The sequence below is a fragment of the Kribbella orskensis genome (assembly GCF_004342085.1).
Taxonomy (GTDB): domain Bacteria; phylum Actinomycetota; class Actinomycetes; order Propionibacteriales; family Kribbellaceae; genus Kribbella; species Kribbella orskensis.
On sequence record NZ_SLWM01000001.1, the window covers coordinates 890,540 to 913,979 of the forward strand.

Sequence of the window (23,440 nt, forward strand, 5' to 3'; positions counted from 1 at the left end):
GGACGGCGGCCTGATCGTCAGCGCAGGTTGCGGTGGAGGGCGGTGATCAGCTCCCCGTTGTCGGTGTCGCCGTCGAGGGACCAGATCATCGCGCCGCCCAGGTTCCGCTTCGAGATGTACTGCGCCTTGCGCTTCATCTCGGTCGGGTCGTCCCAGGTCCAGAAGGTCGTTCCGTCGAACAGCCAGGCGAAACCGGCCTTGTTGTCGCGGTGCACAGTGAAGTCGGCCAGCTTCGGCTTCAGCCGCCGGTAGTCCTCGTTGCCTGCCTCGTACGTCGCGGGCGCGGGGCCGGTGGCCGGCTGGAAGAGCCCGTTGTTCTGGTTCGTCACGCCCGTCCAGCCGCGGCTGTAGAACGGCACGCCCATCACCAGCTTGTTCCGCGGCGCGCCCCGGGACAGGTACGCGTCGATCGTCACCTGCGAGCTGAACTCCTCCGTGGACGGGTCACCCTTCGGCCCGTCGATCGCGGACTGCTGGTTCGTGATCGGGTCCCAGGAGCCGTGGTAGTCGTACCCCTGGGTGGTGCCGAAGGTCAGGTCGCGGAACAGCTTCTTGACCTCGAACCCGTTGTCCACCTGCTCCGGCGCGGCCGGGAGGAACGCCGTCAGGTTGTACCGCCCGCTGAACGGCCAGGAGGCCCGGTCGAGCTGCTTGCGGTACTCGTGCACCAGGGCGGTGAAGTTCTGCTTGTCCTCCGGACGGATCACGTTGCCCGGATTGCCCTCACTGCCGGGCCACTCCCAGTCCAGGTCGATCCCGTCGAAGACACCCTTGGCGGCACCGCCCGGCGCCCCGGGCAGGTTGCCCTTCAGCCACATGTCCAGGCAGGACTTCACGTGCGCGGCCCGGCTGGCCGGAGTGAGTGCGGCATCCGAGAAGTACTTCGAACCCGTCCAGCCGCCGAGCGAGATGCTGACCCGCAGCTTCGGGAACTTCTTCTTCAACTGCTTGAGCTGGTTCAGGTTGCCGGCCAGCGCCTGGCCCGGTTCGTCCGCCTTGCCGCTGACGCTCTGCTCGGCGGTGAAGGGCCGCTGGTAGTCGGCCCACGGATCGCTGCTCACGCAGTTGCCCTGCGCGTCCAGGAACCCGAACGCGTAGTTGAGCTGGGTGAGTTTGCCGGCCGTGCCGTTCTTGACCAGGTCGCTGACCAGGAAGTTCCGGTCGTAACCGCTCCACTGGGTGTAGTACCCGACGACGTGCTTCTGACTGTGAGCCTCGGCGGGCAGCGCGCTCAGTCCCAGCGGGACCGCGACCGCGGCTGCGACCAGCGACGCAAGACTCCGACGTTTCAGCGACATGCTTCTCCCCAACGGGCGGTGTGAGGGACCGGGTCGGCTCACCCTAGGTCCGCCCCACCGACTTACGCAATGTCTCTAACGAAAGCAATTTCAGACCACGCCGGTCGATCTGACGCGGCCGAGCCAGCGTTCTCGCCAGGCCACCTTGAGGCCGACGGATCGGCCGTCCGGGTCCTGGGTCGTTCGCTTCCACTCGACCTCGGCCTGGGTCGCGCGGCAGAGCACGCTCAGCTTGTCGGGGAGATCGTCCTCGGCTATACCCGAGACCAGCCGCACCGACACCTTGGCGGAGCAGATCCGGCCGTCCCCGGTCATTCGCGAGCGGCAGTAGTCGAGCTGCGCGTCGCTGACGATGTCGGAGCGCAGGAGTTCGAGGATCACGTCGTCGATGACCGTCAGCGCCTCGTGCTTGCTGACCGGGGCGTGCCACTGCAGCCACAACGGATGAGCCTTGTACTCCGTGTCGGCCTGCCAGGGAACGGGTCCGGTGAGGCAGACCTGGTAGTCGATCGCCCGAGGGACGGTCAACGCCTCACCCGACTCGCCGCACACCGCTGCCAGCCAATTGACACCATCCACGGCCGGCTGGACCCGCTGGTCCTCCCTCGGAGGCCGAGGAGTGCTACCCGGCGGCACTGCCACGACGAGGTTGATGAAGGCCAACTCCTGCAGGGATGCCATCGTGACGGCGAGTACGCCGACGCCGCTCTTCGCCAACGCCTCCAGCACCGAGGCCGACGAACCCACCCGCGCCGGACCCACGAACGTCACCAGCATCGCCTGGCCGGGATCACCCGGCGCGGCTTCCACCTCGCCGCGCTTCTCGGCGTACCGGTCAGGTGCGAACTGGACGGCCCCCTTCCACTCGCCTCGGACCCGGCCCAACCGGCGGTCACCCAGGTGCAGCTGGAGTCCGTACTCACGGGCGATCCGGACCGTCTCGCCGATCAGCGCCAACCGTCCCTCACCGTTGTCGCCGTCCACCCCGACCGACAATCTGATCGCGGCTCCGCGCGCTATCTTCGGTGGTTCGCCGGACTGGTTCTCCGGCCATTTCGCCCAGTTCCGGAATGGCGCCACCGGCGACTGCAGCAGGAGGATCGGCGACCTGGTTTCGTCGGACGCCGCGCCCGCCGCCAGCTCGGCCATGATTCTGGTCATCAGCAGTGAATCCGTGTGGTCGAGCCGCCACGGTTTCTCCCCCACCGACAGCAGTAGCTCGTGGTCCCGCGAGGAGTCGTAGAGAAAGCGCGGATTGAGCGACGCCGTTCCCTGGTAGGAGAATCCACCCGCGCAAGGACGCGCATCCAGCGAGCCCAGACCGGCCATCGTGCTGGCAGGCGATTCGGCGAACCCGGTGTGCACCCGGAACCCGGCCGACGGCAGATCGAAGACGAGGGTCTCGCGGCAGATGCCGGCCCAGTCGGACTCGGCGGGCATGGCCAGCGGCGTGGTCAGATGCTCGCGAGTGCGGTGCACCACCTCGAAAGCGACGGCGGGGCCACCGAAACTCGCCGCCTGCGCGAGGACCGTCGCCAACTCCGCCGGCCGCTGCCCCGCCCTAGACATGGCTGCTCCGTCCCACGGTGGAGAACTCCGCCGCCGTTCTGCGCTTGGGTCTGGGCTTTCGACGGATGTCCGCGATCAGCCAGCGCGGTACGGCCTCCTTGTTCGGGACCCGGGACCGTCGTTTGTAGGCCTTGATGCCGCCGTCCAGCAGCACGAAGGCGACGATCAGAGCCAGCAGGATCAGCGAGATCACCAGGGGGAACGCGAGGTCGTCGTTTCTCCGCGTGGCGACACACAGAGCCAGCCCGGTAGCGACCGAGACCGCCGCGTACGCCACGTACCGCGAGAAGAGCCGCAGCCGTCCGAGCACCGTCTGGTGGGACGGGATGTCGAGCCGGGACAACAGCAGGCCAGGCACGAGCAGGAGGATGGTCACCAAAGCATCCGCGGTCGAGATCGACCCGGTACCCGGCGCGCCGCCCGGCGCAGTACCTGATGCAGTGGGCGGCGTGCCTTTCGGGCCGTCGACCAGGGCCTGCGCCAGGTCGGACGGCCCGATCTCGAGGAACGTCGCCAGGGCCACCACCAGCGCGACGACCGCGAACAGCAGCCGGCCCACACTGGCGGCCAGCGACGGAGGATCGTCGACGAACGCCGCATAGACAGTCGCTTTGACCGGTTCCGCCGACAGCTGGCTCGGACCGAAGCTCCGCCGGCTCCAGTGCGTGTGGCCGGCGTTCTCCCGGGGGTCGTTGTCGACGTGGATATCCAGGTGCAGCTCGGCCGTTCCGATCTGTTCTGCCCAGTTCCTCAGGATCTCCTGGGTCAGCTTCGTGGTCAGCTCCCGCAGGTCCTCGGTGGTCTCCGACAGCTCGGACAGCTGCCACAACCGTTCCAGCGCCCGCCCCGGCGTCCCCAGGTCCTGGCAGAGCTTGTCGGCGTCCGGGGGCTGCTTCGACGGGCTGCGGAACTTGGGCAGCCGGTGTGTGAAGGTCCGATAGCAGGCTCTGACATACCCGTGGTACGCCGCCAGGTCGCCGTGCCGCCGGCGTCCGAGCTCGGCCGCCCGGGAGACGATGGCCTGAAGCTCGAGCTCGAGCACATTCGGAGCAGTGGCTGCCAGAGTCTCGTACTGGTCGGCCAGCGCGTGCATGTCCCCGATCAGCAGCCGTACCGCGTAGCCGTCGTTGTCGCTGGTCATCAGCAGCCGCCGGACCCGCAACTCCTCCGGCACCTCGACCGTCGCGTGGTACGAGTTCACCGCACGGGGAATGATGGTCTCGTACGTCACCGTGAACTCATGCTCCAGCGAAGCCCAGGACGGCGGACGCCAGCGCCGCTTGGCGAAACGCGACCCCTGCGTGTCACTCTCCAACGCGGGCAGCACCGGCGCGTCGTACCGCAGTACTGCGTGATCCTGCGACGCGTCGACCTCGACGACCAGCAGGTGCTCCGACGAGACCATCTCGAGCAGGCTGAGGAACGGGTTGTCCGGGGTGGCGAACAGGATGTCGACGGCCTCGTGCGCGGTCTGCCGGATCTGTACCGAGCGGGTCACACTGGGGTCCGGCACCGGCTGGTGGCGAACGGCCGGTTGACTGCCGTTCTCGATCAGGTTCGTCAGGGCGGCCTCGATCAGCCAGCTCGACCGGTAGAGGGTGTGCCGGAGTTTCTGCAACTCGTGGCCGGGCCGGTGCGCGTCCGGGTTCGAGTCCAACCAGATCATGAACGCGCGACGCAGCCCCTGCCCGAGCGCCCGGACGGTCGCGCGATGGGTGATCGTGGTCAGCACAGCACCGGCCGAGTCCTTCACCTGAATCGGAGCGAGGTCGGTCCGGGCGGTCCGGCCGAGCGGCAGCCAGATCGACTTCGGCTTCGCAGCCGTGTCATGCGGCGAAGCCCGCAAGGCCTTGCGCTGGGCATCGGTCAACCTGGCGAGGTTGATGTCGACAGCAACCGAACGAGTCATATGGGTCGAGTCGACGAGATGCAGCGACTCGGACAGCCGATCAACATGATCGAGCCGGAGCGCGAGCGCCAGCAGGTTCAGCCCGAGCGCCTCCCGGTACGGATCGGAAGCCGGCGGAGAACTGGGCACCGGCGTCCGCCAGATGGCCTCATGCAGAATATTCCGCTGCTGACCATTCCGCCCCTGATCACCCGGTGACATCTCGCGCCCCCCAGCCCGAAGCCCGTTCACTCCCCAGGTCAGGGTAGAAGCAGAATGCCGCAGAACAAACAGCTCACGGTGTTTCCGCAATTTCCACGAAGCATCGACAGCATTCCAGGCGGCATTCCCCGGATTTCCCGCGCGCCGACCGGCAATTTGCATCGCCCGGACGGCGAAGCGTCGGTGGCGGCGACTTCGGGCTGGTGACGGAGGAACGGCGTGGCGCCCTTCCGCCTCGCCGTACCGGCATCCTGCGGCTGAGACCTTCGCCGGAAATTCGGCGAGGGCGTCGAGGATCTCGTCGGCGGTGCCGGTTTCCGGTGGATGATCCCAAATATCGTCCCGAAAGGGTGAGTCCGAGGGGCGCGGAAAGTGCGATCCTCCGTCCTGGAGCACCATCGACAGCGAGGAGCCACCACGATGGCGGTTGACACCAACGTGGTCTACATCGGGGTTTACGACGAGGTCGCGGACGCGGGGACCGACTACGACCTGGTCAAGGAGCCGCATCCGCAGGCCGGGTTGCCCGAGTTCCACATCATGTTGCTCCGGGCAACGGGGGCGCCTGCTGCGCAGGGCGGCCGAAACCGATGGTGGTCGAAAGGACCGGAAATGATGACCAGGAGAGCCGGATCCGACAGAGGCACCTTGCTGCCGCTGGTGATGCGAGCAGTTGGCCTGGCTGTGCTGGCCCTGCTCTTCACTGCCTGCGGAGACAATGGCTCGGCTGTCCGCCCGACGACGTCGGCGTCGCGAGTGCCGAGCTCGCTACCCAGCCCGACGGCGGAGCTGAGCCCCACCACCCGGTCGCCGCTACGCACGGAGGCCCCTTCGCCGACGCGGACGGCGCCGGAACCAAGCCCCACCCGGTCATCGGAACGCCCGGAGGCCGCCTCTTCGACCACGTCGGAGCCGGAACCAAGCCCCACCCGGTCATCGGAACGCCCGGAGGCCGCCTCTCCGATCACGTCCGAACCGGAACCAAGCCCCACCCAGTCATCGGAACGCGTGGAGACCGCCCCGCCGACCGAGGCTCCCACGTCCGCCGCGTCGCCGGAGACCTCGGCGTCGGTCGAGCCCTCGGCGGCCGAGTCGTCCGGTGCGCCTTCGTGGCTGTGGTGGCTGCTGGCGGCGGTGGTGCTCGCTGTCGTCGTCGCCGTTCCGCTTGTTGTCAGGGCGCGTCGTCGCGGGGCATGGCGGGCTGACCTGGCGTCGGCCGAGGACGAGATGGCATGGTTTGCCCGCGTGCTGGTCGCGGAGCTGCGCCAGATGGGTTCGCTCGCGGAGGCCGCCGGCGGCTGGAACGTCGCGGCGAGCCGGGTCACCGCGGTCGAAGACCGGCTGACCGCGCTGGAGGCTTCGGCTCCGGATGAGGCCGCCCGAACGCGGACGCGCGCCCTGCGAGACGCCGTACGATCAGCCCGGGGACACATGCAGGAGCTGCTGGAATCCGGCAGCCCGGACACGATGTCGCGGGATCTGGACGCGATTGCCGCCGAACTCGAGGCGGCCCTGGCGTCAGTGAACCCATTGGCCTGACCGCGACGGGGTGACCGACGAGGGGAGCCATGCTCGCTTCACCTGTCAGTCGGGCTCCGACACGAACAGGTCGAGGCCGAGTTGACGGGAGAGGAAGGCTGCGGCGAGCTGCCCCTTCACACTGTTGCCGGCCGCATCGAGCCGGGGCGCGAAGGTCCCCAGCCCACCCTTGCCGGGTGACACCATGACGATTCCGCCTCCGATGCCACTCTTGCCCGGCAACCCGATGGTGTACAGCCACTCGCCGGAGGTTTCGTACAGCCCGGACGTCGCCATCACGACGAGGGCGCACCGGCAGCTCACCTGATCCACGACCTGCTCACCTGTCAACGGATTCACACCCCCGGCCGCGAGCGTCGCCGCCATCACCGCGAGGTCGCGAGCGCTGACCCGCAGGCAACTCTGCCTGGTGTACAGGTCGACCGTCGCTTCCGAGTCGGTTGCCAGCCTGCCGTAGCCGCGCAACAGGTCGCCGATGGCGCGATTGACCGAGTTGGTCGCCGAGGCCGACGCGAAGATCTCCTCGTCGAGCGACAGCGCCCGGCCCGCAAAGCGCGACAAACCCTCCTGCAGGAATCGCCATTTCTCGTCCAGGTCAGCTCCGGGCGCCATGCTCGCTGTCGCGATCGCCCCCGGATTCACCATCGGGTTGGTCCTGCCGTCAGGCCGGTCTTCGATCGCGGACACGGAGTTGAACTTCTTGCCCGTCGCGTTGACACCGACAAACCGTGCGACCGTGTCAGGACCGTGCATTGCACACATCAGCGCGAACACGAACGGTTTCGCGACGCTCATGATCGAGAACTCGACATCCGCATCGCCCGCTATTGCCGTGAGACCCGCGGTATTCGCGACACAGATACCGAACCTGTCAGGATCGACCGCCGCGAGCGACGGATACACCCGTGACAGCTCCCCATCGGCGTCAGCTCGGAAGCGCTCATAAGCGTCGTTAACAATAAGCTGCACACGGTCGGCGGGAGGGAGGTTACCGGTCGAAACGTAAGGTGCCTTCGCTGCCGGGTCCGTTGTCATGGACTGCGCTCTCCATTCGCACGCTGACTGTCAGCAAGTGTCGGCGGGCAGAGGAGCACGGCCATCACCCCAGACGGATGATTCCGTCCAGGGCCTGCGGTTTCCGCGGCAACGACCGGTCGGTCGTCACGGGTGTGGGCTAGTGGAAGAAGTGGCGGGTGTTGGTGAAGTACATGGTGATGCCGGCCTTGGTGGCGGCTTCGATGGCCTGGTCGTCCCGGATGGAGCCGCCTGGTTGGACGACTGCCTTGACGCCGGCCTCGATGAGTACCTCGAGACCGTCCGGGAACGGGAAGAAGGCGTCCGAAGCGGCCACGGACCCCGGAGCACGATCGCCGGCTCGGGAGACTGCGAGGCGGCAGGAGTCGACGCGGTTGACCTGGCCCATGCCGACGCCGACCGAGGCGCCGTCGGAGGCGAGCAGGATGGCGTTGGACTTGACCGCGCGGCAGGCCTTCCAGGCGAAGGCCAGATCAGCCAGCACCTCTGAGGAAGCAGCCGGGCCGGCGGCGAGCTGCCAGGCGGACGGGTCGTCGCCGGGCGCCTGGAAGCGGTCGGTGTGCTGCATCAGAAGACCGCCGCTGATCGCGCGGGTCTCGACGGCATCGCCCTGCGACAGCGGCTCCGCCACCAGCAGGCGGATGTTCTTCTTGCCCTGCAGGATCTCGACCGCGCCGTCCTCGAAGGCCGGGGCGACGAGCACCTCGGTGAAGATCTCCGCGACCTGCTTGGCCAGCTCCACCGAGACTGGCGCGTTGGTGGCGATCACACCGCCGTACGCCGAGACCGGGTCGCACTCGTGGGCGCGGCGGTGGGCTTCGGCGATGTCCTTGCCGACGGCGATGCCGCACGGGTTCGCGTGCTTGATGATGGCTACGGCCGGCTCGCTGAAGTCGTAGGCCGTACGCCGGGCCGCGTCCGCGTCGACGTAGTTGTTGTACGACATCTCCTTGCCGTGCAGCTGCTCCGCGGCGGCGAGACCACCCCGGCCGTTCACGTACAACGCGGCCGGCTGGTGCGGGTTCTCGCCGTACCGGAGAACCGCCGACTTCTCCCAGGTCGCGCCGGCCCACGCGGGGAACCCGGTGCCTTCGCTGGTGTCGGTGAGCACGCTGCTCATCCAGGAGGCGACGGCCACGTCGTACGACGCGGTGTGCACGAATGCCTCTGCGGCCAGGCGCTGCCGCTGCTCCAGGGAGAACCCACCCTCGGCCAGCGCGGCCAGGATCTCGTCGTAGCGCGACGGCGAGACCACCACGGCGACGTTCGCGTGGTTCTTCGCGGCGCCGCGGACCATCGACGGGCCGCCGATGTCGATCTGCTCGATGCACTCGTCGGTCGAGGCGCCGGACGCGACGGTCTCGGTGAACGGGTACAGGTTGCTCACCAGCAGGTCGAACGGCTCGACCCGCATCTCGGCGAGCTGCTCGACGTGCGTCGGCTGCCGGACGTCGGCGAGCAGGCCCGCGTGCACCTTCGGGTGCAGCGTCTTGACCCGCCCGTCCAGGCACTCGGGGAACCCGGTCAGCTCCTCCACCTTGGTCACCGGTACGCCGGCCGCGGCGATCCGGGCGGCGGTGGAGCCCGTCGACACCAGTTGGACCCCGGCGTCGGACAGCGCCTTCGCGAGCTCCTCCAGGCCGGTCTTGTCGTAGACGCTGATCAGCGCCCGGCGGATCGGCCTGCGGTCGGTGCTCACTTCGTTCTGACCTTTCGTCCGGTGATGGTCCAGCCGTTGCGGACCAGCCGGCCGACCCACTCGACCAACTGGCGGCGCTCGACCTCCTTGATCCGCTCCGTCAGGGTTTCTTCGGTGTCGTCGTCCTCGACCGGCACGACGACCTGGCCGATGATCGGCCCGGTGTCCACCCCGCCGTCGACGAAGAACAGGGTCGCGCCGGCCACCTTGACGCCGTACTCGAGCGCGTCGCGCGGTCCGTGGATGCCGGGGAAGGCCGGCAGCAGCGCGTTGTGGGTGTTGATGTAGCGGTCCCCGAAGCTGGTCAGGAAGTCGTCGCCGACGAGCTTGAGGAACCCGGCCGAGATGACCAGATCGGGCTTGTACTCCGCGACGGACGCGGTCAGCGCGCGATCCCAGTCGGCCCGCTCGGCGTGGTCCTTGACCTTGTGCACGAAGGTCGGCACCCCGGCGGCGTCGGCACGGTCCAGCCCGGCGATGCCCTTGCGGTCCGCGCCGACGGCGACCACCTGGGCGCCGTACGCCGGGTCGGCACAGGCGTCGAGCAGGGCCTGCAGGTTCGAGCCCGAACCGGAGATGAGCACGACGAGACGCGCGGGCCCGGAATCAGGTACAGGAGTGGGCGCAACCGGGTCTGTCACGCCGCAAACCCTATCGCCCGACCCCCGTCCGACCCGCATCCGGGCAGCGAGCGCCCAACGGACCCCGCAGCTCAGCGGCCGCTCAGCCGTGGTCCAGCCGCGATTCAGGCGATTGCTTGTGGCCGCCGAGCGGCCACGATGCCCGCGGTGATCGCGGCCCCGATCGCCATCCCGGCCCCAAGTACTCCGGCCGCCGGCAGCGCCGCGGGAATCCCGACCTCGGCCATCCGGCCCGGCCCCGCAGAACCGCCCGACAGCACCATCAGCACAAGCAGCCCAACCGCGGCAAGCAGAGCGGCGATACACCCACGCAGAGCGAAGGCATCCCACCCCAGCGCCTCCGAGTCCTCCGCCGCCAACCCCCGCCGAGCCACGACCAGCCCTGCGACCGCCCCAGCCACGAGCGGAACCAGAGCCGTCAGCACCAGCAGGTACGTCGGTGTGGCCCCGTCCGCCGGTACTCCGGCCAGCAGCGGCAGCGCCGGGAGGCTCCCCACGTCCACCCCGGTCGGGGCGATCGTGGTCCCCACGCCCAGCTGGAACCCCGGGCCGGCGAGGAACCCCACGACGTACAGGATCACGTTCGGCAACAGCATCAGGCAGATCGCGAAGAGCACCACGGATCCGACCGCGCCGGCGTCGAGCAACTCCAGCATCGAGGTGACCCGGGAGAAGTGCACGGCCAGCACCACGGCGTACAGGAGGCTCGCGATGGCGAAGACTGTGAGCGCGGCGGCCAAGGCTGCGGGGATCGCGTCGCGGAGGCCCTGTGGCGTCGCGTCGGCGATGTCCGCGGCAGCACCGGACTCCACCAGGATCCCGGCGGCACCGGCGATCAGCGCCAGCGAGACCGCACCGAGGAAGGCCGACACCGGCGAGACCTTCACCGAGCCGTCCGAGGTGAGCAGCGCGACGATCAGCGCGCCCAGCCCGTAGGTCACGGCGAACACCCCGGAGGCGATCGCCAGGTCTTTGGGCGCGTCGGCGGCGCTGACCCGAGCGGTGAACTTGCCACCGCGGTACAGGCACCAGGCGAGGAACAGCGTCAGCCCCAGCGGCGCGACGGTGAGCGACGCGTCACCCAGAGTCGCGCTGGTCTTGTGCGCGACCAGCCAGACCGTGGCGCCGGCCCGGACGGCACCCGACGCACCGCCGAAGGCCGCGGCCAACCAGCCGACCACGGCGACGGCCGCGCAGGCCAGCAGGCCGGTGAGCAGGCAGGCGCCGGCGCCGATCACGGCCGAGACGATCACCGGCTTCGTCGGGGTGCCGGCGTCGGACTGGGCGGGTCCGGGCGCCTGGTGGGGTCCGCCGTCACGGGCGCCCGGACGGCTCAGCATGTCGGTCATCTCGCTCCATCGTCGCCCGCTGCCGGGGGACTGCTCGTTCTGACACGCCGGATATGGAAGACTTCGGCCCGGCTTGCTCTCTGTGTCCTTGTGTGTCGTACCTCGCGGTGGATCAGGGCGGACCACCGGGTACCGTCGGGTGGAATCAGTCTGGAGGTCAAGAGTTAGATGACCGGTTCCCACCGCGCCCCGCGGGGCGGCAGTCGTGCCGCCGCCCGGGAGGCGCGTCGCCAGCAGGCGCGGCGCAGGAACCAGATGATCGGCGCGGGAGTAGCCGTGCTGGTCCTGGTCGGCGGCGGTGGCATCGCCGCCGTGAACGCCTTCGGCGGCGGCGGCTCTGCCAACGACGCCAAGTCGAGCGCCGACGACGACAAGTCGGGCGGCGGCGCGAAGATGCTGTCCGACGCCAAGGTCCTGCTCGACGGACCGGCTGCCAAACCGCTGTCCGCCACCGGAGTCTGGACGGTCGCCGGCACGGCCGACGGCAGCAGCGCGCCGGACCGTTCCTTCGTCTGCCAGTCGCAGCGGTTCGCGGATCCGGCCGGTATCCGGACGTGGGTGCGCAACTTCAAGAACGCCACCACCAAGGACACCGCGGTCCAGTACGTCGAGGTCTCCAACGACGCGGCCGCCGCCGGCAAGGCCTACACCACGATCCTCGGCTGGCTCAGCCAGTGCGCGACCCCGCAGTACCGGCTGATCTCCAGCTACAGCACCACCGGGCTCGGCGACAAGGGCGTGGTCGCGGTGTTCGGACAGCCCGGCGAGAAGATCAACAAGTACCGGACGGTCAGCTTGTCCACCGCCGGGCAGACGACGATGGTGATGGAGCACGACAGCACCGGCAAGGTGGCCCCGAAGCCGTACGGCGTGATGGGTGCCGCGAGCGCCGGGCTGAAGCGGATCTGCGCCGAGGCCGAGTGCACCACGGGCACCCCGGCCGCCAGGGTCGCGCTGCTTCCCACCTCCGAGCCGGTGGGCTTCATGGCCCCGATCGACCTGCCGATCCTGGACAGCATCGACACCCCCTGGGTCAGCGCCGCCAGCACCACCCGGAGCGGCACCGGCTGCGAGGACATCAACCTGAAGAAGGCGAAGGCGACGAAGTACAAGTCGCAGACGTACGTCGCGCCGGACGCCAAGGTGCCGACCGAGTTCGGCCTGGACACGATGGTCGCGAAGTTCGCCACCCCGGTCGCGACGAGCACCTTCGTCACCGGGATCCGCAAGAACGTGGACAGCTGCAAGAAGACCACCTCCAACGCGACGGTGAAGGCGACCGGCACGCTGGCGCTGCCCAGCATCAAGGGCGAGAGCTGGCGGGCATCCTACGACACCGGCGGCGGCAAGATCTTCACCTACCGGATCGGCATCGCGGCCACGGGCGACCGCGCCGTCTACATCCTCTACCCGGTGCTGAAGAACCTCGACATCACCGACACCGCGTTCAACGAGGTGCTGGTCCGCGCCGCCGAACGCTCCGCCACCTTCAAGTAGCCCACCCCTGTACTCCGGACGCCGGAGTACAGGGAGACGAAACGGCCCCCGGGGATCCCCGAGGGCCGTTCGTGCTGGGTGTGCTGTCTGTGTTACTTGGTCAGCGACTGCATGATCTCGCGCATCAGGTTGGCGGTCTCGGTCGGAGTCTTGCCGACCTTGACGCCGACGGCCTCGAGGGCCTCCTGCTTGGCGGCCGCGGTGCCCGAGGAGCCGGACACGATGGCGCCGGCGTGGCCCATCGTCTTGCCCTCGGGCGCGGTGAAGCCGGCCACGTAGCCGACGACCGGCTTGGTGACGTTGTCCTTGATGAACGCCGCCGCGCGCTCCTCGGCGTCGCCGCCGATCTCGCCGATCATCACGATCGCGTCGGTGTCCGGGTCGTCCTGGAACGCCTGCAGCGCGTCGATGTGCGTCGTCCCGATGATCGGGTCGCCGCCGATGCCGATCGCGCTGGAGAAGCCGATGTCGCTCAGCTCGTACATCATCTGGTAGGTCAGCGTGCCCGACTTCGACACCAGGCCGATCCGGCCGGCGCCGGCGATGTTCGCCGGGATGATGCCGGCGTTGGCCTCGCCGGGGGTGATGATGCCCGGGCAGTTCGGCCCGATGATCCGGGTGGTGCCGGCGGCCTGCGCGTGCGCGAAGAACGCGGCGGTGTCGTGCACCGGCACGCCCTCGGTGATCACCACGACGAGCGGGATGCCCGCGTCGATCGCCTCGATCACCGCGCCCTTGGTGAACTTCGGCGGTACGAAGACGACCGACACGTCGGCGCCGGTCTCCTTGACGGCCTCGTCGACGGAGCCGAACACGGGCACAGCCTTGCCACTGAAGTCGACCGACTGGCCGCCCTTGCCAGGCGTCACGCCACCGACGATGTTGGTGCCGGAGGCAAGCATCCGGGTGGTGTGCTTGGTGCCTTCCGAGCCGGTCATGCCCTGGACGATGACCTTGCTGTCCTTGGTCAGGAAGATAGACATTTTCAGCGATCCCTTACTTCGCAGCCAGCTCGGCGGCCCGCTTGGCGGCGCCGTCCATCGTGTCGACCCGCTCGAGTCCGGCCAGGCCGGCCTCGTCGAGGATCCGGCGGCCCTCCTCGGCGTTGTTGCCGTCCAGCCGGACGACCAGCGGCTTGCTCACGTGCTCGTTGCGGCCGGCCAGCAGCTCGAACGCCTGCACGATGCCGTTCGCGACCGCGTCACAGGCGGTGATGCCGCCGAAGACGTTCACGAACACGCTCTCCACCTGCGGGTCGGAGATGATGATCTCCAGGCCGTTCGCCATCACCTCGGCGGACGCGCCGCCACCGATGTCGAGGAAGTTGGCCGGCTTGACGCCACCGCCATCCACACCGTTCGAGTAGGCCTCACCGGCGTACGCGACCACGTCCAGGGTCGACATGACCAGGCCGGCACCGTTGCCGATGATGCCGACGGAACCGTCGAGCTTCACGTAGTTCAGGCCCTTGGCCTTCGCCTTGGCCTCCAGCGGGTCCTCGGCGGAGGAGTCGGCGAACTCGGCGAACTCCGGGTGCCGGAAGTCGGCGTTCTCGTCCAGACTGACCTTGCCGTCCAGCGCCTCGACGTTGCCGTCCTTGAGCTTGACCAGCGGGTTCACCTCGACCAGGGTCGCGTCCTCGGCCAGGAAGACCTCGTACAGCTTGACGATCTCCGGGGCGACGGCGTCGATCACGTCGGCCGGGTAACCGGCCTGGGTGGCGATCTCGCGCGCCGTGGCCTCGTCCACCCCGGTGGCCGGGTCGATCGAGATCTTGGCGACCGCGTCGGGGTTCGTGTGCGCGACCTCCTCGATCTCCATGCCGCCGGCGGCGGAGGCGATGCAGAGGTAGTTGCGGTTGGCGCGGTCGATCAGGAAGGAGAAGTAGTACTCCTCGGCGATCGCCGCGGCCGGCACGATGTTCAGGGTCTTGACGATGTGACCCTTGATGTCCAGGCCCAGGATCTCGCGGGCCTTCTCCTCCGCCTCGCCGGGCGAGGACGCCAGCTTGACGCCGCCGGCCTTGCCGCGGCCGCCGGTCAGCACCTGGGCCTTCACGACCACCGTGCCGCCGAGCTTCTCGGCCGCCGCGCGGGCTTCCTCGGGCGTGTGGACGACTTCACCCACCGTCGTCCGTACACCGTGCTTGGCGAAGACAGTCTTCGCCTGGTACTCCATCAAGTCCACGACTGTGGTCCCTCTCTCGCCTGTTCGAGTTGGGCCGCGGCGGGCTGCGGTGCGGAGAGGCACGGTCGCCGGCGCGTTCCGTCGGCCTGAGACTAGCCACCTCGGTGCCCGGCGCGACAGTCGGGGTACACGCTGAGACGACCGTCACAACACCCTTGCGGCTGCGTGAAAGGCTGGTTGCCATGACAGAACCTTCGACCAGACCAGTTGACGACTGGTGGCGTAGTGCCGTCGTCTACCAGGTTTACCCGCGGTCATTCTCCGACGCGAACGGTGACGGTACCGGCGACGTGACCGGGATCCGGGCCCGGCTGCCCTACCTGGCCGACCTCGGCGTCGACGCGATCTGGATCAGTCCGTGGTACCCGTCCCCGCTGCTCGACGGCGGCTACGACGTGGCCGACTACCGCGACATCAACCCGATGTTCGGCACGCTGGCGGACGCGGACGCGCTGATCGAGGAGGCGCACGCGCTCGGCCTGCGGATCCTGATCGACCTGGTGCCGAACCACTGCTCCTGGGAGCATCCGTGGTTCAAGGCCGCGCTGGCCGCCGGCAAGGGCTCGCCCGAGCGGGACCGGTTCTGGTTCCGCGACAGCCTGCCGGACGGACGGCCGCCGACGAACTGGCCGGGCGCGTTCGGTGGTCCGGCCTGGCAGCAGATCGACGACGGCCAGTGGTACCTGCACCTGTTCGACATCTCGCAGCCGGACTGGAACTGGGATCACCCGGACGTGATCGCCGAGTTCGACTCGATCCTGCGGTTCTGGTTCGACCGCGGCGTCGACGGCTTCCGGATCGACGTGGCCGACTCGATGGCGAAGGACCCGGCGCTGCCCGACGTACCGCTGCACAACGGGCAACCGACCCACGAGAAGTTCGTCGGCCACCCGTACTACGACCAGCCCGGCGTGCACCTGATCCACCAGCGCTGGCGGGCGATCGCCGACGAGTACGCCGATACGCCGCAGGGGCCGAGGGTGTTCGTCGCGGAGGCCTGGTTGTCCCCGGCGGAGCGCCTCGCGCAGTACGTACGGCCGCACGAGTTGCACTCGGCGTTCAACTTCGACGTCCTGCAGTGCCCGTGGGACGCCAAGGCGCTCCGCGACGTCATCGACCACACCACCGAGAACCTGTGGGCCGTCGGAGCTCCGGCGACCTGGGTGCTGAGCAATCACGACACCATCCGGCACCGCACGCGGTACGGGCGGGACCAGCGCGAGGCCCTCGCCGCAGCGGGCATCGTGTCGACCGACCTCGAGATCGGTCTACGCCGGGCCCGGGCGGCTGCGCTCCTCGAGCTGGCGCTGCCGGGTGGCGCGTACGTCTACCAAGGTGACGAGCTGGGCCTGCCGGAGGTCGAGGACCTGCCGGAGGAGGTCCTGGACGATCCGAGCTGGGAGCGGTCGGGGCACACGGTGCGTGGCCGTGACGGCTGCCGCGTGCCGATGCCCTGGAGCGGCAGCGAACCGCCGTACGGCTTCGGCCCTGGCGAGGGGCAGCCGTGGTTGCCGCAGCCGGCCGACTGGGCTCCGCTGACCGCCGAGGCCGAGGCGAGCGACCCGGAGAGCCACCTGGCTCTCTACCGGGCGGCGCTGCGCATCCGGCGTGAGCAGGAAGCTCTCGGCGAGGGCCGGATGACGTGGGACGAGGATGCTCCCGCCGGGGTGCTGTCCTTCACCCGCGACCCGGGCTTCCGCTGCGTGGTGAACCTCGGGGAGCAGCCGATCGAGCTGCCGGACTCCACTGAAGTACTGCTCTCCAGCGAGCCGCTGGTCGACGGCAGACTACCGGCCGACGCCTCTGTCTGGCTGCAGGTCTGACCATCCAGTGATGACTGAAGAGGGCTGGAACCGTTGCCGGTTCCAGCCCTCTTCGTCTGTTCTCACTGCTGCCTAGCGCCTGTCCCGATCGCGTCGGTCCTGCTCTTCCCGATCGCGACGGTCCCGGTCTTCTCGGTCCCGGCGGTCTTGTTCCTCGCGGTCCCGGCGGTCCCGATCTTCCCGGTCCCGACGGTTTCGCTCGTCTCCGTAGCTCATCTCACACCTCCGACCTCACGGCAGCGACGATACGCCACCATCAGCCCGTCGGTCCCGCTGCTACTTGACTCCACCGGCGGTCAGACCGGCGACGATACGGCGCTGGAACAGCAGGACGGCGATCACCAGCGGAATCGTCACCACCACACCGGCGGCCATCTGGCTGCCGAACGGTTGGTCACGTCCCGACGCACCGGTGAACTGCGAGATCACCACGTTGGCGGTCTGGTACTCCTTCTTGTTCACCATGCTCAGCGCGATCAGGAACTCGTTCCAGGCCGCGATGAAGGTGATGATCGCGGTGGTGAACACACCCGGTGCGGCCAGCGGGAGGATCACCTTGCGGAACGCCTGGGCCGGCGTACAGCCGTCCACCATCGCGGCCTGCTCGAGCTCTCGTGGCATTTGTCGGAAGAACGCGGTCAGGAGCCACACCGCCAGTGGCAGCGCGAACGACAGGCTGGGCACGATCATCGCCTGGTAGGTGTTGATCCAGTCGATGTTGACGAACAGCTTCTTCAGCGGGATCACCAGCGAGATCCCCGGGAACATCGAGGTGACGATGATGATCGCCAGCACGAAGTTCTTGCCCCTGAACTCCAGCCGGGCCAGCGTGTAGGCCGCCACCATCCCGATGACCAGCGTCAGGACTGTCACCGTGCCGGCCACGATCAGGCTGTTCAGCAGACCACGCTGGAACCCGGTGCCTGACTTGAACACGTCTTTGAAGTTGTCCAGCGAAATGGGCGACGGAATGATCGAGTTGTCGAACTGGTCGGCCGGCCGCCGCAGCGACGACACCACCATCCAGAAGAACGGCACCAGGCAGTAGAGCACGATCACCGCGACACCGATCAGCGGCAGCCAGCGCCGGTACCACGGCGCCTCGGCCGCCTTGACGTCGATCACCCTTGGGGCCTTCTCAGCAACAACAGTCATCATTCACCTCCTAAGCCGCCACCGGCGGTCAGTCCGGCCACCGGAGCGCCTGGGTCCGTCTGCTTGCCCCGGCCTCGCCCGTTCCTGCCGTTCTTCTTCGTCTTCCGCTGGATGGCGTCACCGAACACGTCGGCACCGAGCAGCTTCACGAACACGTACGCGACCACGGCGACGTAGATGAACAGCAACGTCGCGTACGCCGCCGCCGGCCCGTACCGGGTCTGGTTGGCTTCGAGGTACGCCAGGATCGACAGCGTCTCGACCGACTCCTTGTTCGGGCCGACCAGCACGAACGGCAGGTCGAAGATCCGCAGCGTGTCGAGGATGCGGAACAGCACTGCCACCAGCAGTGCCGGCTTCACCAGCGGCATGGTGATCCGGGTGAACGTCTGCCAGACGCTGGCGCCGTCCACCTTCGCCGCCTCGTACACGTCGGTCGGAATCGTCTGCAGGCCCGCGAGCACCAGCAGCCCGATGAACGGCGCGGTCTTCCAGGTGTCGGCGACGATGACCGACAGCACCGACTGCCAGCCCTCGGTGGACCACAGGATCTGGGTGCCGAGCATCTCGTTGGCGATACCGTCGGCCTGGAAGATCCACTTCCACAGCAGCGCCGAGACGACGGTCGGGATCGCCCATGGGACCAGGATGCTGGCCCGCACGATGCCGCGGCCCCTGAACGCCTTGTGCATCACCAGGGCCATCGCGACACCCAGGACGGTCTCCAGGACCACACAGGCGACGGTGAAGAACGTCGTGTTGTAGAAAGCGTTCCAGAATCGGGTGCCGGTCTCGCCGGAGAAGATCGCCGTGTAGTTGTCGAGACCCACGAATTTGGAGCCCTGGACGATGAAGCCCGACTCGTCGATCTGTTGACCGCTCGTGTACAGCGACTCGCGCAACGCCGCGAGGATCGGCAACCCGACTACGAGGATCAGCACGATCATGGTCGGCGACAGCAGCAGCGCGGCCAGCCGACCGGTTCCCTCGTTGAACGAGGTCTGCCGCTTGGGCTTCTTGGTGGTTTCCGGCGTCGGCCGCTCTGCGACCGGGGCGGTTGTACTCACCTCTGCCTCCTTCTCTCTGCCCGCCTGCGGGCAGCGACACGCCGGGGCCGGCACGTAGCTGTGAAGCTGCGCGCCGGCCCCGCCGCTTCGGTCATTGCGTGATGAGCGAGCTCAACTTGGTCTGCAGTCCGGCCAACGCGTCCTTCGGCGTCATCGTGCCGGTCAGAGCGCCGTACGCCGCCTCCTGGATCGCGGTGGTGACGTCGCCGTACTTGACCACCTTCGGCCGCGACTTCGCACCCTCGATCGAGGCCTTCAGCGGAGCCAGGTACGGGAACTGCTTGTTCAGCGTGGGGTCGTCGTACAGCGAGGCCCAGGTCGGCGCCTGCGACGTCTTCTCGATGTTCGCCTTCTGCCGCTCCTCGCTGGACATGAACTTCATGAAGTCCGCCGCGGTCGCCTTGTTCTTGGCGAACTCCGAGATCGCGTAGTTGTGACCACCCAGCGTGGACACGCCCGCACCGGTCTGGCCCGGCAGCGGCGCGACGGCGAACTTGCCGGCGATCTTCGACGAGCCGTCGGTCGCCTGTGCCTTCGCGTACACGTACGGCCAGTTCCGATGGAAGAGCAGGTTGCCCTCCTGGAACGCCCGGCGGCCTTCCTCCTCCTTGTAGGTGATGGCGGCCTTCGGGATGAAGCCCGTCTTGAAGCCCTCGGTCAGCGCGGTCAGACCGGCCAGCGCCTCCGGGGTGTCCACGTTCGGCTTGCCGTCGTCACCGACGACGACTCCACCGGCACCGTTGACGGCCTCGGAGAAGTTCACGGTCAGGCCTTCGTACTTCTCGAACTGACCCGAGTAGCAACCGACGTTCTTACCCTCCGGCAGTGCCTTCACCTTGGCACAGGCGGTGACCATCTCTTCCCAGGTCTTCGGCGGCTGCAGACCGGCCTTGTCCAGCAGGTCCTTGCGGTAGTACAGCAGTCCACCGTCGGACGTCACCGGTATGCCGTACAGCTTGTCGCGGTACTTCGCGGTGTCGACCGTGGACGGCAGCAACTTCCCCAGGTCGGGGAACTGGTCCGGCGGCAGCTCGGTGACCCAGCGGTTGGCCGCGAACTCCGCGGTCCAGACCACATCCAGGTTCAGCACGCTGAACGCGTCGGACTTGTTCTGCGCGTTCGAGATCATCTGCGCGCGCTGCTGGTCCGCGGACTCAGGCAGCTCCGAGACAGTGACCTTCTCGTCCGGGTGCTGCGAGTTCCAGGCGGCGACCTGGTTCGTCAGGTTTCCGGAGGTGTCCTTGCCGGTGGCAAAATTGATCGGGCCGCGACCCTCAAGCGCTCCCCCGGTCGAGGTACCTCCGCTGCTCTCATCGTTCCCGCCACCACACGCGGACGCAAGCAGCACAAGACCGCCTGCGACGGCCGCGGCGACCGCCCTGCGTGTGTGTGATCGTTCAAACCTCATCGTGTACCTGCCCTCTCCCGATGGGACATCGCTTGATCCTGCGCCGGCCGTTCGCAGTCCCCCACCGCCCTGCGAGTGGCCTTCTCCGGACAGTAACCGAGATCGGGGGCGATGTGTCCTGAGCCACACATGTTGCCGATCTCCGTGAAAGCACGGACTAACGCATGGCTGTATGCGACCGCGATTCGACACCGTGCACAACCAGGTGTTTCTTAACGATTCGGTATTACCGATTAGTAACAAGCGTCTGGGGGGCAGGAATCACCGGATCGGCTGCACAAAGTCGCCGACACGCTCCGGAGCGGATCCGTCGCATGGCGCGCTGCGGGCCGGGCGCGTCGCAAGCCCCCCGCAGGATCAGGCTTCCTGCGGGGTCAGGATTCCCGGGAGGTCAGGCGTCCTGGGGAGTGGTGGCCGACGCGTCGCCGACGTTGGCCCGGACCCACTCGACGATCTCGACCGTGGTCGCGCCGGGGGTGAAGATCTTGTGCACGCCGAGCTCGGCCAGCGGCTGCAGGTCGGCCTCGGGGATGATCCCGCCGCCGAACACCACGATGTCGTCCGCGTCGCGCTCGGTGAGCAGTTCGCGGACCTTCTTGAACAGCGTCATGTGCGCGCCGGACAGCACCGACAGGCCGACCGCGTCGGCGTCCTCCGCGATCGCGGTCTCGACGATCTGTTCCGGGGTCTGGTGCAGCCCGGTGTAGATGACCTCCATGCCGGCGTCGCGCAGCGCCCGGGCGACCACTTTCGCGCCCCGGTCGTGGCCGTCCAGTCCCGGCTTGGCGACGACGACGCGCAGTGGACTGGTGGCTGGCATGTGTGGGCCTCTCGATCTGTGGACACGGCCTTGCGCCGCGGCAGTCATCCAGACACTCGCAGGTTAGCCGAGCCGCACCTCACGGATAAGACACGGAGGTGTGTGTTCCCGGCCACGCGGCCCGGGAACCGGGTTACCGTGGAAAGAGATCGGACCAGTGCGACGGGGGGTCTGATTCTGCGTGAGGAGTCGCCATGAGTGCCGAGGCGGTGGAAGAACCGGGGAACTCGCAGGATGCAGCGACACGGAGCAGCATCCGGGAGGCACTCGAGGGGCTGAAGTACGGCGCCCGCTCGGCGCTGTCCCCGCGGGTACTGCACGGCGCGGCCGTGGAGCTCGGCTGGATCACCACCCATCTGGCGATGTACCCGCTCGGCCTGGTCACCGGCTCCGGTGATCGCACCAACCGGCTGACCCTCAACGGACTCACCCCGGCCCAGCGCAGCCTGCTGGTTGGCGACGTCCGCGCCGCCGGTACGCCGATCCTCCTGGCGCACGGGATCGTCGACAACCACACGGTCTTCGCGTTGATGCGGCGCCAGTTGCTCCGCCGGGGATTCACCCGGATCCACACCTTCTCGTACTCACCCCTCACGCTCGACGTCCGCCGTACGGCGGAACGGATGGGCGCGGAGATCGAGGCGATCTGCGAGGAGTCCGGTTCCGAGCAGCTCCATGTGGTCGGGCACAGCCTCGGCGGGCTGATCGCGCGGTACTACATCCAGCGGCTCGGCGGCGACGAGCGCGTGCACACCTGCGTGACGCTGGGGACTCCACACCAGGGCACCATGGCCGCCCGGCTGCTGCCGTGGCCGCTGGTGAAGCAGATCCGCCCGGACAGCGACCTGATGGCCGAGCTGGACGAGCCGGCGCCGGACTGCCGGAGCAGGTTCGTCGCGTTCTACAGCGACGTCGACCAGTTGATCGTGCCGCAGCGGCGGGCCCGGCTCCTGCATCCGGACCTGATCGCCCGCAATGTCAGGATCAACGGCGTCGGTCACCTCTCCCTGCCGTTCCACGGCGAGGTGGTGCACCAGATCACCGGGATGCTGGCGCATCTGGACGAACAGGACACAGTTGCCTGACCCGACGCAGGGCACCAGCTCCTGACATAGCAGCTTTCCGGGCGGTTCGGCGGATGCACGTGCAGCGGCTCATGCAAAAGTTTCGTGAAGGAGAGGCGGAAAATGGGGTGGCGGGGTTTGTCGCCTCGTGACGGTTCCGTTATGGTGCATGAGCCCCCGGGGGGAATAGATCTCCCGGGAGTGGACAGTGCCCCTCCCCTGTGACCGAAAGGCCACGTTGTGTCCCAGCACCGTGCCGCGGCTAGCCGCGACACGCCAGGCAACGCTGCGCGCAAGCCCGGCGCAGGACGTCACGGCGGTAAACATCGTGTTGCCAGGCGTAACACCCCGAGCAGTACCCAGGTAGTCGGTCTGACCGCCGCCCTCGCGGCAGCGGCAGGAGCTGTCGGCTTCAGCCACAGCTCTCTGGCCTCACCGACACAGGCGAACTCAGCGGTCAACGTTGCTGCGCTCAGCATGGGCAGCGGTCAGCTGTCCGAGCTGACCACCGCACGGATCGAGCGACGCCAGCTCGCTACCCGCGACTCCTCCCGCGTCGAGCTGGTCGGCGTGGATCTGACCAAGAAGCAGGCCGCGGCCGACCGGACCGCGAAGGCCCGGGCCGCCAAGCTCGACGCCACCCGCGCGTTGACCGCCAAGCGCGCCACCGCCCTCGCCAAGGCCAAGGCCGCGGCCGACGCGGCGGAGGAGAAGCGCACCTCCGCTACCCGCTGCGAGATGATGATCTCGGGCTACCACATCACCGCCACCTTCGGTCAAGGCGGCGGCCGCTGGGCCAGCACCCACACCGGCACCGACTTCGCCGCCCCGATCGGTACCCCGATCCGGTCCGTGATGAAGGGCGAGGTCGTCAGCGCCGAGTTCGCCGGCGCGTACGGCCGGCAGGTCCGGGTGCGGCACGAGGACGGCACCGAGACCTGGTACAACCACATGTCGAAGTTCAGCGTCTCGGTCGGCGAGACCGTGTACGCCGGCGACCAGGTCGGCGCGGTCGGCGTCACCGGCAACACCACCGGCCCGCACCTGCATTTCGAGGTACGCCCGGACGCCGGCGACCCGATCGACCCGATGCCGTGGCTCCGCAACCACTGCGGCCTCAACCCTTGATCCAGCTCCTTCCTGCTCCGTCGACCGGCTCCGAAGGTCAGACGGAGGTAA

The 23,440-nt window shown here is 68.3% G+C and carries 19 protein-coding genes; 6 read left to right on the plus strand and 13 right to left on the minus strand.

From position 1 onward, the window contains the following. Positions 1–17: 17 nt before the first annotated feature. From EV644_RS04345 to EV644_RS04355, 3 genes are all read right to left on the minus strand, one after another. Positions 18–1,298, minus strand: a complete 1,281-nt coding sequence (locus tag EV644_RS04345) for a glycoside hydrolase family 18 protein (protein ID WP_132186843.1) — start codon at positions 1,296–1,298, stop codon at positions 18–20. A 90-nt stretch (positions 1,299–1,388) separates the two neighbouring features. Then, on the minus strand, positions 1,389–2,867 hold the full coding sequence (locus EV644_RS04350) for a hypothetical protein (RefSeq protein WP_132186842.1): 1,479 nt from the start codon (positions 2,865–2,867) through the stop codon (positions 1,389–1,391). Further along, on the minus strand, positions 2,860–4,905 hold the full coding sequence (locus tag EV644_RS04355) for a hypothetical protein (RefSeq protein WP_132186841.1): 2,046 nt from the start codon (positions 4,903–4,905) through the stop codon (positions 2,860–2,862). Before EV644_RS04355 ends, EV644_RS04350 begins: the two co-directional genes overlap by 8 nt. Positions 4,906–5,031: 126 nt before the next feature. On the opposite strand from EV644_RS04355, the gene EV644_RS44375 reads away from it, so the two are divergent. Next, positions 5,032–5,184 (plus strand): hypothetical protein, encoded by a 153-nt coding sequence (locus tag EV644_RS44375; protein WP_158292736.1) that lies wholly within the window; start codon positions 5,032–5,034, stop codon positions 5,182–5,184. Positions 5,185–5,397: 213 nt separating this feature from the next. Continuing rightward, entirely contained in the window at positions 5,398–6,516 is a 1,119-nt protein-coding gene (locus EV644_RS04360; RefSeq protein ID WP_132186840.1) for a hypothetical protein, read from the plus strand. Between the two features lie 45 nt (positions 6,517–6,561). Here the strand turns inward: EV644_RS04360 and glsA are convergent, their stop codons facing one another. The 4 genes from glsA to EV644_RS04380 all read right to left on the minus strand — a co-directional run bounded on the left by glsA (position 6,562) and on the right by EV644_RS04380 (position 11,240). Beyond that, positions 6,562–7,551: a glutaminase A gene (glsA, locus tag EV644_RS04365; RefSeq protein ID WP_132186839.1), complete on the minus strand. Its 990-nt coding sequence runs from the start codon at positions 7,549–7,551 to the stop codon at positions 6,562–6,564. 139 nt (positions 7,552–7,690) lie between these two features. Continuing rightward, entirely contained in the window at positions 7,691–9,250 is a 1,560-nt protein-coding gene (gene purH, locus EV644_RS04370; RefSeq protein ID WP_132186838.1) for a bifunctional phosphoribosylaminoimidazolecarboxamide formyltransferase/IMP cyclohydrolase, read from the minus strand. Further along, on the minus strand, positions 9,247–9,891 hold the full coding sequence (gene purN / locus EV644_RS04375; RefSeq protein WP_132186837.1) for a phosphoribosylglycinamide formyltransferase: 645 nt from the start codon (positions 9,889–9,891) through the stop codon (positions 9,247–9,249). The genes purH and purN overlap by 4 nt, the downstream gene beginning before the upstream one ends. Before the next feature lie 104 nt (positions 9,892–9,995). Further along, the gene (locus EV644_RS04380; RefSeq protein WP_132186836.1) at positions 9,996–11,240 is read right to left on the minus strand and encodes a cell division protein PerM; all 1,245 of its coding nucleotides are present in this window, start codon (positions 11,238–11,240) and stop codon (positions 9,996–9,998) included. Positions 11,241–11,408: 168 nt separating this feature from the next. Between EV644_RS04380 and EV644_RS04385 the strand changes: the two genes are divergently transcribed. Further along, on the plus strand, positions 11,409–12,737 hold the full coding sequence (locus EV644_RS04385) for a hypothetical protein (protein WP_132186835.1): 1,329 nt from the start codon (positions 11,409–11,411) through the stop codon (positions 12,735–12,737). A gap of 92 nt (positions 12,738–12,829) precedes the next feature. On the opposite strand, the gene sucD is transcribed toward EV644_RS04385, so the two are convergent. Further along, entirely contained in the window at positions 12,830–13,720 is an 891-nt protein-coding gene (sucD, locus tag EV644_RS04390) for a succinate--CoA ligase subunit alpha (RefSeq protein WP_132186834.1), read from the minus strand. 13 nt (positions 13,721–13,733) lie between these two features. Beyond that, entirely contained in the window at positions 13,734–14,924 is a 1,191-nt protein-coding gene (gene sucC / locus EV644_RS04395; protein ID WP_132186833.1) for an ADP-forming succinate--CoA ligase subunit beta, read from the minus strand. A gap of 182 nt (positions 14,925–15,106) precedes the next feature. Between sucC and EV644_RS04400 the strand changes: the two genes are divergently transcribed. Then, positions 15,107–16,747: a glycoside hydrolase family 13 protein gene (locus EV644_RS04400; RefSeq protein ID WP_132186832.1), complete on the plus strand. Its 1,641-nt coding sequence runs from the start codon at positions 15,107–15,109 to the stop codon at positions 16,745–16,747. A 276-nt stretch (positions 16,748–17,023) separates the two neighbouring features. Here EV644_RS04400 and EV644_RS04405 read toward each other — a convergent pair whose 3' ends face one another. The 4 genes from EV644_RS04405 to icmB all read right to left on the minus strand — a co-directional run bounded on the left by EV644_RS04405 (position 17,024) and on the right by icmB (position 21,197). Continuing rightward, on the minus strand, positions 17,024–17,902 hold the full coding sequence (locus tag EV644_RS04405) for a carbohydrate ABC transporter permease (protein ID WP_132186831.1): 879 nt from the start codon (positions 17,900–17,902) through the stop codon (positions 17,024–17,026). Next, positions 17,902–18,969, minus strand: coding sequence for a carbohydrate ABC transporter permease (locus EV644_RS04410; protein ID WP_241997740.1), 1,068 nt, complete (start codon positions 18,967–18,969; stop codon positions 17,902–17,904). Before EV644_RS04410 ends, EV644_RS04405 begins: the two co-directional genes overlap by 1 nt. A 91-nt stretch (positions 18,970–19,060) precedes the next feature. Next, positions 19,061–20,317: an ABC transporter substrate-binding protein gene (locus tag EV644_RS04415; protein ID WP_241997738.1), complete on the minus strand. Its 1,257-nt coding sequence runs from the start codon at positions 20,315–20,317 to the stop codon at positions 19,061–19,063. Between the two features lie 451 nt (positions 20,318–20,768). Continuing rightward, entirely contained in the window at positions 20,769–21,197 is a 429-nt protein-coding gene (gene icmB, locus EV644_RS04420; protein WP_132186829.1) for a coenzyme B12-dependent isobutyryl CoA mutase small subunit, read from the minus strand. A 194-nt stretch (positions 21,198–21,391) separates the two neighbouring features. On the opposite strand from icmB, the gene EV644_RS04425 reads away from it, so the two are divergent. Further along, a complete protein-coding gene (locus EV644_RS04425; protein WP_132186828.1) occupies positions 21,392–22,282 on the plus strand; it encodes an esterase/lipase family protein in 891 nt (296 codons plus the stop codon). A 456-nt stretch (positions 22,283–22,738) separates the two neighbouring features. Further along, positions 22,739–23,389: a M23 family metallopeptidase gene (locus EV644_RS04430; protein WP_241997736.1), complete on the plus strand. Its 651-nt coding sequence runs from the start codon at positions 22,739–22,741 to the stop codon at positions 23,387–23,389. Positions 23,390–23,440: the final 51 nt, after the last annotated feature.

Excerpts from the sequence above, each read along its gene's own strand:
- EV644_RS04345 (WP_132186843.1), bottom strand. The coding sequence starts at position 1,298 with ATGTCGCTGAAACGTCGGAGTCTTGCGTCGCTGGTCGCAGCCGCGGTC.
- EV644_RS04350 (WP_132186842.1), bottom strand. The coding sequence starts at position 2,867 with ATGTCTAGGGCGGGGCAGCGGCCGGCGGAGTTGGCGACGGTCCTCGCG.
- EV644_RS44375 (WP_158292736.1), top strand. The coding sequence starts at position 5,032 with ATGCCGCAGAACAAACAGCTCACGGTGTTTCCGCAATTTCCACGAAGC.
- EV644_RS04360 (WP_132186840.1), top strand. The coding sequence starts at position 5,398 with ATGGCGGTTGACACCAACGTGGTCTACATCGGGGTTTACGACGAGGTC.
- glsA (WP_132186839.1), bottom strand. The coding sequence starts at position 7,551 with ATGACAACGGACCCGGCAGCGAAGGCACCTTACGTTTCGACCGGTAAC.
- EV644_RS04380 (WP_132186836.1), bottom strand. The coding sequence starts at position 11,240 with ATGACCGACATGCTGAGCCGTCCGGGCGCCCGTGACGGCGGACCCCAC.
- EV644_RS04385 (WP_132186835.1), top strand. The coding sequence starts at position 11,409 with ATGACCGGTTCCCACCGCGCCCCGCGGGGCGGCAGTCGTGCCGCCGCC.
- sucD (WP_132186834.1), bottom strand. The coding sequence starts at position 13,720 with ATGTCTATCTTCCTGACCAAGGACAGCAAGGTCATCGTCCAGGGCATG.
- EV644_RS04400 (WP_132186832.1), top strand. The coding sequence starts at position 15,107 with ATGACAGAACCTTCGACCAGACCAGTTGACGACTGGTGGCGTAGTGCC.
- EV644_RS04405 (WP_132186831.1), bottom strand. The coding sequence starts at position 17,902 with ATGACTGTTGTTGCTGAGAAGGCCCCAAGGGTGATCGACGTCAAGGCG.
- icmB (WP_132186829.1), bottom strand. The coding sequence starts at position 21,197 with ATGCCAGCCACCAGTCCACTGCGCGTCGTCGTCGCCAAGCCGGGACTG.
- EV644_RS04425 (WP_132186828.1), top strand. The coding sequence starts at position 21,392 with ATGAGTGCCGAGGCGGTGGAAGAACCGGGGAACTCGCAGGATGCAGCG.
- EV644_RS04430 (WP_241997736.1), top strand. The coding sequence starts at position 22,739 with ATGGGCAGCGGTCAGCTGTCCGAGCTGACCACCGCACGGATCGAGCGA.